This is a genomic window from Xanthomonas bonasiae (assembly GCF_014836395.1).
In the GTDB taxonomy this organism is placed as follows: Bacteria; Pseudomonadota; Gammaproteobacteria; order Xanthomonadales; family Xanthomonadaceae; genus Xanthomonas_A; species Xanthomonas_A bonasiae.
Genome location: NZ_JACSQX010000010.1, coordinates 64,925 through 79,814 on the forward strand (window position 1 = coordinate 64,925; position 14,890 = coordinate 79,814).

At 70.4% G+C, this 14,890-nt stretch carries 11 protein-coding genes; 7 read left to right on the plus strand and 4 right to left on the minus strand.

Annotated elements, in window-relative coordinates:
- Positions 1–15: 15 nt before the first annotated feature.
- On the minus strand, positions 16–156 hold the full coding sequence (locus H9658_RS16605; protein WP_191826200.1) for a hypothetical protein: 141 nt from the start codon (positions 154–156) through the stop codon (positions 16–18).
- A 144-nt stretch (positions 157–300) separates the two neighbouring features.
- Here H9658_RS16605 and H9658_RS16610 point away from each other — a divergent pair, with 144 nt between their 5' ends.
- Positions 301–903 carry a DUF4142 domain-containing protein gene (locus H9658_RS16610; RefSeq protein ID WP_191826201.1) on the plus strand — a complete coding sequence of 201 codons (603 nt, stop codon included), beginning with the start codon at positions 301–303 and terminating at the stop codon, positions 901–903.
- A gap of 207 nt (positions 904–1,110) precedes the next feature.
- Here the strand turns inward: H9658_RS16610 and H9658_RS16615 are convergent, their stop codons facing one another.
- Complete coding sequence (locus H9658_RS16615; RefSeq protein ID WP_191826202.1) at positions 1,111–2,178, minus strand: pirin family protein; 1,068 nt, start codon at positions 2,176–2,178, stop codon at positions 1,111–1,113.
- Positions 2,179–2,505: 327 nt separating this feature from the next.
- On the opposite strand from H9658_RS16615, the gene H9658_RS16620 reads away from it, so the two are divergent.
- The 6 genes from H9658_RS16620 (at position 2,506) to H9658_RS16645 (ending at position 11,937) form a co-directional block, all read left to right on the plus strand.
- Positions 2,506–3,021, plus strand: a complete 516-nt coding sequence (locus H9658_RS16620; RefSeq protein ID WP_179569285.1) for an RNA polymerase sigma factor — start codon at positions 2,506–2,508, stop codon at positions 3,019–3,021.
- Complete coding sequence (locus H9658_RS16625; protein WP_191826203.1) at positions 3,014–4,102, plus strand: FecR family protein; 1,089 nt, start codon at positions 3,014–3,016, stop codon at positions 4,100–4,102. The genes H9658_RS16620 and H9658_RS16625 overlap by 8 nt, the downstream gene beginning before the upstream one ends.
- A gap of 117 nt (positions 4,103–4,219) precedes the next feature.
- Positions 4,220–6,727 carry a TonB-dependent receptor domain-containing protein gene (locus H9658_RS16630; protein ID WP_191826204.1) on the plus strand — a complete coding sequence of 836 codons (2,508 nt, stop codon included), beginning with the start codon at positions 4,220–4,222 and terminating at the stop codon, positions 6,725–6,727.
- 10 nt (positions 6,728–6,737) lie between these two features.
- Positions 6,738–8,075, plus strand: coding sequence for a histidine-type phosphatase (locus H9658_RS16635; RefSeq protein ID WP_191826205.1), 1,338 nt, complete (start codon positions 6,738–6,740; stop codon positions 8,073–8,075).
- Positions 8,076–8,331: 256 nt separating this feature from the next.
- Positions 8,332–9,363, plus strand: coding sequence for an NAD(P)H-quinone oxidoreductase (locus tag H9658_RS16640; protein ID WP_191826206.1), 1,032 nt, complete (start codon positions 8,332–8,334; stop codon positions 9,361–9,363).
- Between the two features lie 186 nt (positions 9,364–9,549).
- Positions 9,550–11,937: a DUF3772 domain-containing protein gene (locus tag H9658_RS16645; RefSeq protein ID WP_191826313.1), complete on the plus strand. Its 2,388-nt coding sequence runs from the start codon at positions 9,550–9,552 to the stop codon at positions 11,935–11,937.
- A 69-nt stretch (positions 11,938–12,006) separates the two neighbouring features.
- On the opposite strand, the gene H9658_RS16650 is transcribed toward H9658_RS16645, so the two are convergent.
- Together H9658_RS16650 and H9658_RS16655 are read right to left on the minus strand one after the other, a co-directional pair.
- Positions 12,007–12,669, minus strand: a complete 663-nt coding sequence (locus H9658_RS16650; RefSeq protein WP_191826207.1) for a TIGR02466 family protein — start codon at positions 12,667–12,669, stop codon at positions 12,007–12,009.
- 499 nt (positions 12,670–13,168) lie between these two features.
- Positions 13,169–14,860: an ABC1 kinase family protein gene (locus tag H9658_RS16655; RefSeq protein WP_179569271.1), complete on the minus strand. Its 1,692-nt coding sequence runs from the start codon at positions 14,858–14,860 to the stop codon at positions 13,169–13,171.
- Between the last annotated feature and the right edge of the window lie 30 nt (positions 14,861–14,890).

Here is a 14,890-nt window from a genome sequence, read left to right on the forward strand (position 1 = left end):
GGCCCCGGCCACAGCCTATTTGCCCTTCTTCTTGTCCGGGCGCTGCGACAGCGCCGACGCCGCGGCGGTCTTGCTGTCCTTTCCGGTGCGTCCGTCCCTGAGCACCTTGGAGGCGGCCTTGCCCGCCTTGTCGCCGGTTTTCTCGTTGTTCGCCATGTGCGGTCTCCACGCTGCCGCGGTTGCGGCAGACCACTGCATGCGCCCGGCCACGTCAATGCCGCGTCACGAAAAAGCGCGGCGATTCACGCGGGTTTGCGCGCCGCCTGGGCAAGGTAGCGGCTGACCAACCAGGAGCACCCCATGACCCCGAGGCGCATCACGACCCGGCTTTCGATTCTCGCGGCGCTGGCCGCCGTGGCGCTGAGCGGCTGCGGCAAGCCGGGCGACCAGACCTCACGCACCGCACCGGCGACCTCGCCGGCGCCGACCGCGGCCCCGGTCGGCGGCGAAAGCGGGCGCGCGCCGATCGCCGGCGACGCTTCGGCCAAGGCGATGCTGCAGGTGCTGGAAGGCAATGCGGTGGCGCTGTCGCAGCAGGCGCTGTCGCGCAACGTCAGCGGCAGCGTCGCCGATTTCGCCCGCGAAGTGGTCGCCGCGCACCAGGGCGCCGCGGCCGCGGACGCCGGCAAGGGCGGTCCCGGCGATGCGGAGAAGATCGCCGCGCAGGCGGCCAAGGGCAAGGCGCAGCTGCAGGCGCTGGACCAGGAGAAGGACGATTCGGCGTACATGAACGCCTACATGGCGACGATGGTGCGCAGCTATTCCGATGCGCTGGCGGTGATCGATGCCGAGCTGGTGCCGGCGGCGCAACAGGAAGCGACCAAGCAGGAACTGCAGCAGGCGCGCAAGCGCATCGCCGAGCAACTGGAGCGCGCGCAGGCGCTGGCCTCGGCGCGCTACTGAGCGTAGCCCCTCTCCCGTTGGGAGGTGGGTGGGGTGAGGGTCCGGCGCGAAAGCGTCTCTCGGAGTTCGGGGGCGCGAGGCTTTGCCCGTACCCTCATCCGCCCCTTCGGGGCACCTTCTCCCGGTGGGAGAAGGGGACAGGCACTAGCCCCTCTCCCGTCGGGAGAGGGGTTGGGGTGAGGGTCTGGCGCGAAAGCGACTCGCCGATCAGGGGACGCGCGGCTTGTGCGGCGCCGGCCGCTCCTCGCGCCCATCCGGATGTCGCGCAAAGCGGTTCGGATCGCGGCCGTGCACCGGCGCCTCGTCCTGCCACGGCCAGCCGCCGAACTGGGTGCGGCGGTAGTCGGCCATCGCCTGGGCGATCTCGGCCTGGGTGTTCATCACGAACGGACCGTGTTGGGCCACCGGTTCGGCGATCGGCCGGCCCTGCAGCACCAGGAACTCGCTTGCCTCCGCGTCGCCGTTGACCAACTCGACCGCCTGGTCGGCGCGCAACTCGATGGCGGCGTGGCTGGCCACCACGCGTCCACCCACGGTCACCGCTGCGCCCTTGAAGAAGTACAGGCTGCGGCGCGTGCCCCGGCCTTGCGCGGCGGGCAGGGTCCAGCGTGCGCCGGGCGCCATGCGGATCGTCCAGATGGCCACGTCCGCATCGTCCTGCGCCGCCCACGAATCCGGTGGCGGCGCGAGCGGGCCGCCGGCGCTGCCGGGCGCGGCGTCGACCGGGCCGACGCGGCCGGCCACGCAGGCCACGTCGGTGGTGCGGCCGGCGGCGTCGGTGGCGGTGAAGCGCGGTACGTCCTGCGCCCAGAACATGGTGAAGTGCGGCGCCACCATCTTGCTGCGCGCCGGCAGGTTGAGCCAGATCTGGAACAGTTCCAGCGGGTTGGGCGCGGTGGTGTCGAGCAGCGGGAACATCTCCGAATGGACGAGGCCCGCACCGGCCGTCACCCATTGCACGTCGCCGGCGCCGAAGCGCGCCACCGCGCCGAGCGAGTCGGCATGGTCGATCAGGCCCTGACGCACGATGGTCACGGTCTCGAAGCCGCGGTGCGGGTGGCCGGGAAAACCGGGGACGTCGCGGCCGTGATACATGCTCCAGCCGTCCTTGCGGCTGAAGTCCTGGCCGATGGCGCGGCCCGCCAGCGACGCCGCCGGACCCATCGCGCCATTGCCGGCGGGGTAGGCATCGTCGTGGTAGACGCAGAACAGGAACGGATCGATCGTTTCCCACGGAAAGCCAAGGGGCTTGATCTGGACGATAGGGTCGGTCATGGAGAGGTCCTTGGTGCGAACGCCGGCCGAGAGGGAGACGGCAACCCTTCCGATATGGGGCGGGGCCGATGGAACGGAAGGCCGGTCCGAAGGACATCCTGTCCCGCACGGGAAACGCTGGATGCGCCGCCGCCGCATGCATGGCCATGGAGCAGGAGGCACGGGCGGCGCTCCATCCGCCGTTCGAGCGAACGGAGCCGGCATCGGCGCGCAACTGAATGCCGGCTGGGGCGCAGCCGGTCATCCACGTCCGCGCTGCCCGTGCGTCATCGGACTGTCATCTGCCGCGACCAGCATCGCAGGCCTTTCCGACCCTGCGAGCGCCTGGTGCGTCCCGAACCCTTGCCGGCCCTGTCGCGGCTGTTCCTGCAATGGCGGCCGTCGCTGAGCCGTTATTTCCTGCGCCGTCGCGCTGCGGCATGGGATGCCGAGGACCTGGTGCAGGAAGTGTGGCTGCGCCTGCAGCGCAGCGAGGCGCATGCGCCGGAGATCGCCAATCCGGAAGCCTACCTGTTCACCATCGCCGCCAACCTGATGCGCGAGCACGCGCTGCTCAACCAGCGCAGCACGCAGCGCGACACCTGCCTGGACGAGGTGCTGGAGCGGCTGGCGGTGCCGTGCGAAGCCGATGCGCAGGTGCATCGCGCGCAGCGCCGGCAGCGCCTGGCCGAACTGATGGCGCGGCTGCCGCCGAAATGCCGCGCGGCGATGGTGCTGCGCTACCGCGACGAACTCGGCTACCAGGACATCGCCGAGCGGTTGCAGATCTCCAGCCACATGGTCAAGAAATACATCATCAAGGGTCTGGCGGTGTGCCGGCAGGGCATGGCGCGCTATGCGTGAGTCGCCGATCGCCGCGGCAGCTGCGGCCTGGTACCTGGCGCAGCGCGAAGCGCCGCTGGCGCCGGTGCAGCAGGCCGAGTTCCTGGCCTGGCTGCGGCAATCGCCCACCCACGTGGCCGAATACCTGGGCATCGCCCATCTGCACCAGGACCTGCAGGCCGCGGCGCACTCGCAGCCGGCCAGCAGCGAACAGCTGTGCGCGCATGCGCGCCACAGCGGCGCGGTGGTGGTGCCGTTGCGGCCCGAGTTCGGCCGCGCGGCGCCGCCGCGATCGCAAGCGGCGCCGGTGCCAGGCAAGCGCGGCCGCAACCGGCGTCGGGCGTTCGGCCTGGCGGCCGTCCTCGCACTGTCGGCGATCGGCGTGGCCACGCAGCTGGCGGCGCCGGACACGGTCGCGGCGACGGTCTACGCCGCCGCTGCCGATGCCGGGCGCGAGGTGGCGCTGGCCGACGGCAGCGTGGTGCGCCTGGACCGCGGCAGCGCCATCGCGGTGCGCTACGGCGCGCAGCGCCGCGACATCACTTTGCTGCGCGGCAAGGCGCTGTTCGATCTCGGCCACGATCCGGCGCGGCCGTTGCGGGTCAGCGTCGGCACCCTGGTGCTGCGCGACATCGGCACCGTGTTCGGCGTCGACCAACACGACGGCGGCACCCGCGTCACCGTGCTGCAGGGACGCGTGCATGTGCTGCGCGGCGCGCATTCGTGGTGGCGGCGCGGCGCGCTGCCGAGCGAGGGCGCGCAGCTGGCCGACCTGGGCGGCGGCCAGCAGGCGCGGCTGGATCCGCAAGGCCAGTTGCTGGGGCTGGACGCGCATGCCGACATCGCCGGCGCCACCGCCTGGTTGCCGGAACAGGTCGGCGTGCACGACCGCAGCGTGGGCGAGGTGGCGCGGCTGTTCAACGCCTACACCACGCAGCCGTTGCGCATCGCCGACCCGGCGCTGGCCGCGCGCCGCATCAGCGGCGTGTTCCACCTGCGCGATCCGGAGGCCTTCGTCGCCTATCTGGGCAGCCTGCCGAACGTGCAGGTGCACCGCGATGCGCAGGCGGTGACGATCCGCAGCGCACCGGCGCCGATGTAAGAAAAGATTCATGCAAATACCGGTAGCCGCGCGGCGCTGTGCGGCACTCCTAGGTAGGCATGGTCGTCGCGCTGCGTGCGTACGACCGCCTTCCTCTCCCCTCCGGTAGCACGTCCCATGCGCAATACGCTCGTCGTCTCCATCGCCCTGCTGCTCGGCAGCACTTCTTCGCTGCCGGCGTGGTCGGCCCCCGTCGCCGCCGCCGCACCGGCGATCGCGCCGATGCCGCTGGACCAGGCGCTGGAACTGTTCGCACGCAACAGCGGCCTGCAACTGATGTACGACCCGGCACTGGCGGCCGGGCAACGCAGCAATGGCGCACCGGCCGGATTGGCGCCGGCACAGCAGCTGCAGAAACTGCTGGCCGGCACCGGCCTGGACTACCGCATGCCGACCCCGAGCACGGTCAGCATCGTGCGCAGCGCCGCGCCGGCGCAACGCAGTGCCGCCGCTCCGCGCGCGCCGCATGCCGCGGCCACGCCGGCGGCCGACAACGGCGACCGCGACGACGGCCCGCGCGAACTGGCGCCGATCAACGTCACCGCCAACAGCGTCGACACGCTGGCGCCCAGCGCCGCGCCGCTGGAGGCGAGCCAGCCGACTTCGGTGATCGACGAACGCTTCATCCGCGACGGCCTGCGCCTGAACGCGAACTACGACGACATCATCAAGTACGCGCCGAGCGTGGTCACCACCTCGCCGGAAGGCCCCGGCCTGGGCAAGAACGAAGGCATCAGCATCCGCGGCTTCCAGGACGGCCAGTTCAACATCACCTTCGACGGCATCCCGTTCGGCGACGCCAGCGACCTGCACCACACCACGTCCGCGTACTTCAACAACCACGTGCTCGGCCAGGCCGAGATCGATCGCGGCCCCGGCGGTGGCGCCACCATCGGCAACGCCACCTTCGGCGGCACGCTGGCGCTGCGCACGCGCAATCCCAGCGCGGTGGACGGCGTCACCGTGTACGCCACCGGCGGCAGCTGGGACACCTGGTCCACCGGCGTCAGCGCCGACGAGCACATCGGCAACACCCGCGTGTTCGCCGATCTGTCCAAGGAAGCCAGCGACACCTACCTGAAGGGCACCGACGACCGCCGCGAGCACGCCTTCGTCAAGACCGTCACCGAGCTGGGCGAGGCGACCACGCTGACCTTCGTCAGCAGCTACAACCAGGAGCACCAGAACACCGTGCAGGGCGCCACCCGCGCGCAGATCGAACAGCACGGCTGGCGCTATGGCCTGGGCAACGATCCGACCCTGCAGAACTACACCGGCTACAACAGCGCCGCGTACTACTCCAGCTTCAGCTACCTCGGCCTGAGCACCCGCCTGGGCGACTGGGAACTCGACAACAAGGTCTACTACAACAGCTTCGACCACACCGCCGCCAAGAGCAGCATCCCCACCAGCGAGAGCGCCGCCGACAACGGCGTGACCTTCTACTCCAGCACCGGCAAGAAGCTGTCCAAGTCGGCTACCGACGTGCCCGGCAAGCTGTCGGACAACGATTTCCACGCCTTCGGCGACGTGCTGCGGCTGGCGCGCGATCTGGGCCCGGGTCAGTTGCAGACCGGCGTGTGGGTGGAGCGCAACCTGGACGAACGCGAGCAGTTGCCGGTGGACATGACCACCGGTGCGGCCAGCGGCACCAAGTACGGCTATCTGTACAACTACCAGCTGCACGACCGCACCGACACGCTGCAGCCGTACGTGCAGTACGACTGGAAGCTGAGCGACACGCTGACCCTCAGTCCCGGCGTGCGCTATTCGCGGGTCGAGCGCGAACTCGACGCGCAGCTCAACAAGAGCACCCCGCCGGCGCCGTCCTACACCAGCGCCAGCTACGACGCGACGCTGCCGTCGCTGAGCCTGCACGATGCCTTCAACGAGCACTGGAGCGGCTACGTGCAGGCCGCGCGCGGCTTCCTGGCGCCGCCGATCGACGTGATCGAACTCAACGGCGCACGCGGCCTGCAGCCGGAGCTGACCAGCAACTACCAGCTCGGCACCAGCTACGCCGCGCGCGGCCTGACCTTCGGCGCCGACGTCTACTACATCGACTTCAGCAACTACATCAGCCAGACCCTGGTCGCCACCGACAGCGGCACCGAGAGCGCCTACGTCAACGGCGGCGGCGCGGTGTACCGCGGCGCCGAGGCCGAAGCCACCTATGCGCTGATGCCGACGCTGAGCCTGTACGCCAACGCCAGCTACAACGAGGCGACCTACAAGCACAGCAGCACCCAGGTCGCCGGCACCCCGCACGTGACCGGGGCATTGGGTCTGCTCTACAACAGCGGCACCGGCTACTTCGGTTCGTTGATGGAGAAAGTGGTCGGCGCGCAGTACGGCGTGGACAACACCACGGACGCCAGCGGCGCCACCGTGTTCGGCAACGACCAGCGTCTGGGCGGCTATGCCAGCCTGGATGCGGCGCTGGGCTATCGCAGCACGCATGGCCCGTACGGCCTGAAGGGCTACTCGATCAGCATGGACGTCAACAACCTGCTCGATCGGCATGCCCTGATCGGCTACGCCGGCGCGCGCTCTTCCGACAACCAGCCGCTGTACTTCGGCCTGGCCGGACGCGGCGTGTTCCTCGACCTGTCGCTGAAGTTCTGAGGCCGGCGGCATGCATGTTTCCATCCAGGCACCCATCACCGCCACGCTTGCGCGGCGCCGCCTGCATCGCGTGGCGGCGCTGTTGCTGCTGGCCGCGGCGGCATTGCCGGCCGCGGCCGCCGGCGCAAACGCGCCAGCGCAAGTGCGCCTGACCATCGTGGTGATGCGCCACGGCGTGCGCGCGCCGACCCAGGATCCGCAGGCGCTGGCCAGGTACGCGGCGCAGCCATGGCCGCAATGGCCGGTGGCGCCGGGCATGCTCACAGCGCATGGCGCAGCGGGCATGCAGGCGCTGGGCGCGCGCTACCGGCAGCGCTGGCTGAAGGAGGGCGTGCTGGCGCCTGACTGCGGCCAGGCACAGGTGGTGCTGATCGCCGACAGCACGCCGCGCAACCACGCCAGCGCCGCGGCCTTCGGCGAAGGCCTGCAGCCGGGCTGCCGCGCCCAGTATCTGGCGCTGCCGAGCGCACAGAACAATCCGCTGTTCCACTACGCGGCCGGCAAGGACAGGAACGACGACAAGGACGACGACGCGGTGGCCGCGCCGCTGCATCCGGATGCGGCCACGCGTGCGCGGTTGCGCGCGCTGCAGCAGGTCCTGTCCGGCTGCCGGGGCGCCGCCTGCGCCGCGCAGGCGCCTGGCCAGGGCACGCCGCGCCTGGACGATCCGCAGCCGCTGGACGATCCCGCGCAGGCGGCAAAGCTGCTGAAGACCGCCGGCAGCCTGGCCGAGAATCTGATGCTGGAATACGCGCAGGGCCTGCCGTTGGCGCAGGTGGCGTGGGGTCGCGCCGATGCGACTTCCCTGCAACGCCTGATCGGGTTGCACAACGCCTCCTTCGACCACAGCAAGCGCGCCTTGCCGGCGGCGCGTGCCGGCGGCTCCAACCTGCTCGCGCACCTGCTGGCGACGTTGCAGGCCGCCGCCGGAGAAACCCCGGCAGTGGCGCCGCTGGCGTCAGCGGACACCCGCGCGCTGCTGCTGCTCGGCCACGACACCAACCTGGCGCATCTGGCCGGCCTGCTCGGCGTGCCCGGCCCGGTGCGCGGCCAGCCCGATGCCTATCCGCCCGGCGGAGCGCTGCTGCTGGACCTGGTGCGGCAGGGCGGCCGCGACTATCTGCAACTGCGCAGCGTGGTGCCGACCTTGCAGGCGCTGCGCGACAACCGCTTCGACGGCGGCCGGCTGCGCGAGCGGCGCTGGCCGCTGCCGGGTTGCGGCGGCCGATTGCGCTGCCCGTTGGCGGTCGCGTTGCCGGCGCTGCAGGCGCGGCTGGACCCGCAGCAGGTGCAGGCCGACGTGCCGGCGTTGACGCCGTGGCCGGTGCAGGCGGCAGCTGGCGACTAGCGCGGATGTCTCGCCGCGTCGCGCCCCTGTAGGAGCGGCTTCAGCCGCGACAGGCATTCCCGATAAATCCTGTCGCGGCTGAAGCCGCTCCTACAGGGATTTCACGGCATCCCTCCAATTTCCGAGCGGACGGTGTTTGGTCCGGACGGAACCCTGCGCGCGCCATCACGGATCGCAACGCGGCGAAGGCTGATCATCGCGGTTCCCGCGCTGTGCGCCCGCGTGGCGCTGCGCCGTCTTTGCCCAGGTGCCCGCCATGTCCCCCATGTCCGCCGCTTCGCTCCCCGATTCGATGACCGCGATCGAGATCCGCCACCCCGGCGAGCCGGAGGTGCTGGTGCCGGTGCGCCTGCCGCTGCCGCATCCGGGCCGCGGCGAACTGCTGGTGCGGGTGGCCGCGGCCGGGGTCAACCGCCCCGACGTGATGCAGCGCCGCGGCAGCTATCCGCCGCCGCCCGGCGCGTCGCCGCTGCCGGGACTGGAGTTCGCCGGCGAGGTGGTGGCGATGGGCGAGGGCGTGGAGCGCTATCGGCTCGGCGATGCGGTGTGCGCGCTGGTCGCCGGCGGCGGCTATGCCGAATACGCGGTGGTGCACGAACGCAACGCGCTGCCGGTGCCGGCGCCGCTGAGCCTGGCCGAGGCCGCGGCGCTGCCGGAGACCTTCTTCACCGTGTGGGCCAACGTGTTCCAGCGCGGCCGCCTGCAGGCCGGCGAGACCCTGCTGGTGCACGGCGGCACCTCCGGCATCGGCAGCGTCGCCACCTTGCTGGGCGTGGCCTTCGGCGCGCGCGTGATCAGCACCGTCGGCTCGGCCGACAAGCGCGCCGCCAGCCTGGCGCTGGGCGCGCAGGCGGCGATCCTGTACCGCGACGAGGACTTCGTCGCCGAGACCCTGCGCCTGACCGGCGGCCGCGGCGCCGACGTGATCGTGGACCTGCTCGGCGGCGACTACCTGCCGCGCAACTACCAGGCCGCGGCGCTGGACGGGCGCATCGTGCAGATCGGCATCCAGCAGGGCAAGGTCCGCGAGCTGGACCTGATGCCGCTGCTGGCCAAGCGCCTGACCCATACCGGCTCGACCCTGCGCGCGCGCTCGGTGATGGAGAAGGCGGCGATCGCGCGCGAGCTGGAGCAGCAGGTCTGGCCGCAGCTGGAACAGGGCCGGATCAAGCCGCAGCTGGACCGCTGCTTCCCGCTGGCCGAGGCGGCGCAGGCGCATGCGCGGATGGAATCCAGCGCGCATATCGGCAAGATCGTGTTGCTGACGCAGGCCGGGGCGGGGCAATGAGACCCGGTCGCGGCCGAAGCCGCTCCTACAAGAGCGCGCCTGTAGGAGCGGCTTCAGCCGCGACAGATGCCCGCCGGCCCCGTGCCGCTGGCCCTGTTCAAGCGCCACGCCGTATATTGCGCCGCACGCGCGGTGGTCCGCGCTTCACTGCCGGTCCCCCGCGTGCGCCTGCCTTCCCGTTCCGCCGTGCTGCTGCCGTTGTTGCGCCGTTCGCTGCTGCTGCTGTTCCTGTGCCTGAGCGCGGCGGCGAGCGCGCAGCCGCAGGACGAGCCGCAGGCGCCCGACCCGCAGGCCTTGCTGAGCGGCGCCGAGCAGACCCTGCAGGACGCGCGGCGCAGCGTGGACAACGCCGACGACCAGGAGTCGCTGCGCAAGCTGATCGGGCAGGTGGCCGATGCGCAGCGCGATGCCGAGGCCGCGGTCGCGGCGCTGACCCCGCAGCTGGCCCAGGTCGATGCGCGGCTGCAGCAGCTCGGCCCGGCGGCGGACGGCGAGGCGAAGGACATCGCCGCGCAGCGCAAGGACCTGGCCAAGCAGCGCGCGCCGCTGGATTCGGGGATCAAGCGCGGCAAGCTGCTGGCGGTGGAGGCCAAGCAGCTCGGCGAGGAAATCGAGAACGTGCAGGCCGAGCACTTCAGCCAGGAGCTGTCGCTGCGTTCGACCTCGCCGTTGTCGCCGTCGCTGTGGCGGCAGATCGCCAGCGATTTCCCCGGCGACCGCGATCGCCTGCTCGCCCTGTACCAGGTGGGCGCAAAGGCGCTGGACGACGCGATCGCCGAAAACGGCGCCGGCGCGCTCGGCATCGGCCTGACCATCGCGTTCGTGCTGCTGTTCCCGCTGCGCTACCTGCTGCGCTGGCTGGGCAAGCGCTACGCGATGTCGCGCGCGCCGGGCAGCCGCCTGCGCCGCTCCGGCCTGGCGTTGTGGTTCCTGTTGCTGGGCACGCTGACCCCCGGCCTGGCCGCGCTGGTGCTGGCCGAGAGCCTGCGCGGCATCGGCGCGGTGCCGACCGCGCTGGAGAGCGTGCTGCGCGGCTTCGTCGTGTACAGCTTCGCCGCCGCGTTCATGGGCTCGCTGGGCGCCAGCGTGCTGTTGCCGAACCAGCCGTCGTGGCGGCTGTTCCCGATCGACGACGCCACCGCGCGGCGCCTGCGCAAGTACACCTGGGCCACCGCGACGCTGGCCTGGGTCAGCAGCATGCTGCTGGTGATCAACCGCGCCAGCCATACCAGCGCCTCGGCGACGGTGGCCGCCGACGGCGTGATCGCGCTGGCGTACGCGGTGCTGATCCTGGCGATCCTGACCAGCCTGTCGCGGCTGCGCCGGCGCCAGTACGCCGAGGCCGCGGCGCAGGCGCTGGAAAACGGCCAGCCGCCGCCGCCGGGACAGCATGGCGGCGCGCTGGCGCTGGTCGGGGTGCTGGTGCGGGTGGCGGTGGTGGTGGCGCTGCTGGCGTCGCTGCTGGGCTATCTGTACCTGGGCCTGTTCATCACCCGGCAGATCATCTGGATCACCATGATCGTCGGCGCGATTCGCCTGCTGATGACCTTCGCCGACGATTTCGCGCTGTGGCTGTTCGCTAGCGAAGGCCGCATCGGCCGCGCCGCCAACGGGGCGTTCGGCGTGCGCGCCAGCCGCCTTGAGCAGGCGGGGGTGCTGACCTCGGCGGTGCTGCGCGTGTGCCTGTTGCTGATCGGCGTGGGCGCACTGCTGATCCCGTTCGGGACCAACGTCTCGACCATCACCGACTGGTTCTCGGTGCTGTCGCAGGGCATCCCGATCGGCAAGAGCCACCTGTACCCGGGCGCCGTATTGCGCGCGGCGCTGGTGTTGGGCGTGGGCCTGCTGGCGATGCAATACATCCATGGCTGGCTGACCGAGACCTACCTGCCGAAGACCGAACTGGACGACGGCTCGCGCAATTCGGTCAGCACCGTGGCCCGCTATGTCGGCATCCTGCTGGCCGCGTTGTGCGCGCTGGCGGCGTCGGGGATCGAGGTGGCGCAGATCGCGCTGGTGGTCAGCGCGCTGTCGGTGGGCATCGGCTTCGGCCTGCAGTCGATCATCCAGAACTTCGTGTCCGGGCTGATCCTGCTGGCCGAGCGCCCGGTCAAGATCGGCGACTGGGTCAAGATCGGCGACCAGGAAGGCGACGTGCGCAAGATCAGCGTGCGGTCCACCGAGATCCAGGTCGGCGACCGCTCCACGCTGATCGTGCCCAACTCCGAGCTGATCACCAAGACCCTGCGCAACATGACCCTGGCCGGGCCGCTGGGCCGGGTGCAGATCCAGTTCGCGGTGTCGCTGGGCACCGACATGGCCAAGCTGCGCGCGCTGCTGCTGGAACTCTATGCCGCGCATCCGGGCGTGCTGGAGGAGCCGGCGCCGTCGGTGTTCATCGATTCCATCGCCAGCGGCCACGTCACCCTCAACAGCTTCGCCTACGTCGGCAATCCGCGGCTGGTCTACGGCATCCGCAGCGATCTGTTCTTCAGCCTGCTGCAGCGCCTGGCCGACGAGGGCATCGCGCTGGAATCGCCGCAGGAAGTGCGGCTGCTGCGCAAGGAGCCGTGAGCGCGGGCGGCGGCGCTTTCACTCTATGCCGGTCCGCGGCGCTGCCCGACCGGGCACGGTTGCCTTCGCTCAGACGCTGAAGTTGAACGCGACCGAGATGCGCGGGCGCGACCCCGTAAACAGGCTGACCGAGTGCAGCAGCCAGGAAGGGAACATGACCAGCGTGCCGCTCTCGGGCGCGATGGAGGTCGTCAATCCGGCACTCAGGCAGCCCGCGATCCGGATCTTGAGTTCCGGATTGTAGAGCGAGGGCATGACCCCTCTGGGGTCGAGAAACTGAAGTTCTCCGCCAGCCTCCTGGCCATCGTCGCAACCGTCATCCACCCAGTAGACACCCGACCAGAATGCGCCGGGATGCGCGTGTTGCGCGTTCGAATCCCCGGCATTGTTGACATTCGCCCATGCGTTTATCTTCCACTCGAACTCGGGCACGACCAAGCCGTGCTCCGGATGGTAGACGGCGGTCAACGCGTAGGCCAACTCCGTGGCGTACGCGGTCAGCGCCATGGAGCCTTCGCCGCCCCACGCGTTGAAGTCCGCACTGGACTGCCATCCCCCTGAATTGCTGTGGCGCACGCCCGCCGGATTATCGGCCCTGTTCCGATCGATCTCCTCTTTCAGCATTTGATTGAGACGTTCGGCCGCTGGATGCGCGATTTGAGCCAGGGGTGTGGCAAACAGCCGGTGGATCTTGATCTGCTCAGGGACAACGCGTTTCGGATGCAGTGACATGATCGAAGTTTCTGATATTTACTGACGTTTTTTCGATGCGTTAGCCTTGCAGCTTTGCCGGCGCTTGCTCGCATGGCATGGAAAATGTCGTTTTCCCATCGCGCATGCACAGGCCGCTTTGCTCCTTCGTCCATGAGCGCTGATCTGCTGTGCATTGATTCACGCGAAGCCGCAACGGTCGTCGCGATCGAAACCGCTCCGCAGCAAGACGCCGGGCCTCAGTCTAGCGGCATCATTCCGGTGGCGTGTGTCACCGGGCCTCGTGCAGGTCGCGCCACGCTTTTCAGCGGATGCGGCAAAAGGAAGGAGGCGAACGGCGTGCCCATGCATGGGCCGTGCTGCGGGGCGCGCCTGCGCCGGCGTGCCGCTGCCGGGCGTGCCTGCCGTCGGCCATCCGGCGGCGCACGACCTGGCCGCGGGTCTCAGGCGACAAGCAGCGCCGTACCGGCTGGCGACCCGACAAACCCGGCGCGACCCATCCGGGCATCGGCGGCGCGGCCTAGCGCCGCCCGCGCTCTTCGCGGGCGTGCGCGCGCCGGTCGAACAGCACCGCGCTGGCGACGATGCCCAGGCCCAGCGCCACGCCGAGCAGGAACAGCACCATCGCGATGGCCGGATAGCCGAACAGCTTGGCGCCGGTGTCGATGCGCATCATCTGCGTGGAGGCCAGGATCAGCGCGGCGGTGACGATGCCGGCGGCGACGCGGTTGGCGATCTTCTGCAGGCTTTCCATCAGCCGCGATTCTTCCAGCCCGGCCACGCGCACCTGCAGGCGGTTGTCGGCGGCCAGCGACAGGATGTCCGACAGCTTGCGCGGGCCCTCGCGCAGCAGCGCCTGCATCTCCATCGCCTCGCTGGCCAGGTTCGCCGCCGACAACGACTTCTTCAGCCGCGCGCGCATCACGTGCTGCAGCTGGTCCTCGACCACGCTGCGCGTGTCCAGATGCGGCGACAGCGCGCGGCACACCGCCTCCAGGTTCAGCAGGGTCTTGCCGAGCAGGCTCAGTTCCGGCGGCGTGCGCAGTCCGTAGGCGGTGGCGATGCGCACCAGGTCCAGCACCACGCGGCCTTCGGAGGTGGCGTCGTGCGCGGCGTAGCGCGCGATCATCTGCCCGGTCTCGCGCTGGTAGCGGTCTTCGTCGAAGTCCTCCAGGCGCGTGCTCAGCGCGATGGTTTCCTCGGCCACTTCCTCGCCGCGGCCATCGACCGCGGCGAACAGCAGCTTGAGCAGGCGCTCGCGCAGCTTCGGCGGCACATGCGCGACCATGCCCAGGTCGAAGATCGCCAGGCGCCCGTCGCTCAGCACGCGCAGGTTGCCCGGATGCGGATCGGCATGGATCTCGCCGTGCACGAACATCTGGTCCAGGTAGCCGCGCACCAGCGCCGCGGCCAGGTCGTCCATCGGCTGCTCGGTGCGGCGCAGCCCGGAGATCTTGTCCACGCGCACGCCTTCGGCCAGCTGCATGGTCAGCACCTTGCGGCTGCTCAGGTCCCAGATCGGCTGCGGCACCCACAGCTGCGGGAACGGCTTGAGGTGTTCGCCGAAGCGCGCCAGGTTCTCCGCTTCGGCTTCGTAGTTCAGCTCGGCCAGCAGCGCCTTGCCGAACTCGGCCAGCCAGTCGGCGAAGCGGATGCGCCGGCCCAGCCCGGTCAGCTTGTCGGCGGCGCTGGCGAAGCTCTTCAGCACTTCCAGGTCCGAACGCACCTGCGCGGCCACCTCCGGCTTCTGCACCTTGATCGCCACCGGCGTGCCGTCGCGCAACGCGGCGCGGTGCACCTGCGCCAGCGAGGCGGTGCCCAGCGGCGTGTCGTCGAACGCGGAGAAGGCCTTGTTGACCGCCACGCCGAGTTCGGCCTCGACGATCTCGCGGATGCGTTCCACCGGGATCGGCGCGGTGTTTTCCTGCATCCGCTCCAGCGCGGTGGCGAATTCCGGCGGCACCACGTCCGGACGCGTGGACAGCATCTGCCCGAGCTTGACGAAGGTCGGGCCCAGCGCTTCCAGGTCGGTGACGAACTGCTCGGGCGTGCCTTCCGGCGGCAGTTCGTGCACGCCGTCGGCGGCGTCCATGTCCATGCCGGAGAACACCCCGGAACTGCGGTAGCGCAGCAGCAGGCGCAGGATCTGGGTACGGCGGCTGAGGCCGCCGACTACCTGCGTGGTCTCCGCAGCGTCGGGCGTCGCGCTCAAGGTCAGGCTCCAGGTAGGCAGGGAATGCGG

Excerpts from the sequence above, each read along its gene's own strand:
- H9658_RS16605 (WP_191826200.1), bottom strand. The coding sequence starts at position 156 with ATGGCGAACAACGAGAAAACCGGCGACAAGGCGGGCAAGGCCGCCTCC.
- H9658_RS16610 (WP_191826201.1), top strand. The coding sequence starts at position 301 with ATGACCCCGAGGCGCATCACGACCCGGCTTTCGATTCTCGCGGCGCTG.
- H9658_RS16615 (WP_191826202.1), bottom strand. The coding sequence starts at position 2,178 with ATGACCGACCCTATCGTCCAGATCAAGCCCCTTGGCTTTCCGTGGGAA.
- H9658_RS16625 (WP_191826203.1), top strand. The coding sequence starts at position 3,014 with ATGCGTGAGTCGCCGATCGCCGCGGCAGCTGCGGCCTGGTACCTGGCG.
- H9658_RS16630 (WP_191826204.1), top strand. The coding sequence starts at position 4,220 with ATGCGCAATACGCTCGTCGTCTCCATCGCCCTGCTGCTCGGCAGCACT.
- H9658_RS16635 (WP_191826205.1), top strand. The coding sequence starts at position 6,738 with ATGCATGTTTCCATCCAGGCACCCATCACCGCCACGCTTGCGCGGCGC.
- H9658_RS16640 (WP_191826206.1), top strand. The coding sequence starts at position 8,332 with ATGTCCCCCATGTCCGCCGCTTCGCTCCCCGATTCGATGACCGCGATC.
- H9658_RS16650 (WP_191826207.1), bottom strand. The coding sequence starts at position 12,669 with ATGTCACTGCATCCGAAACGCGTTGTCCCTGAGCAGATCAAGATCCAC.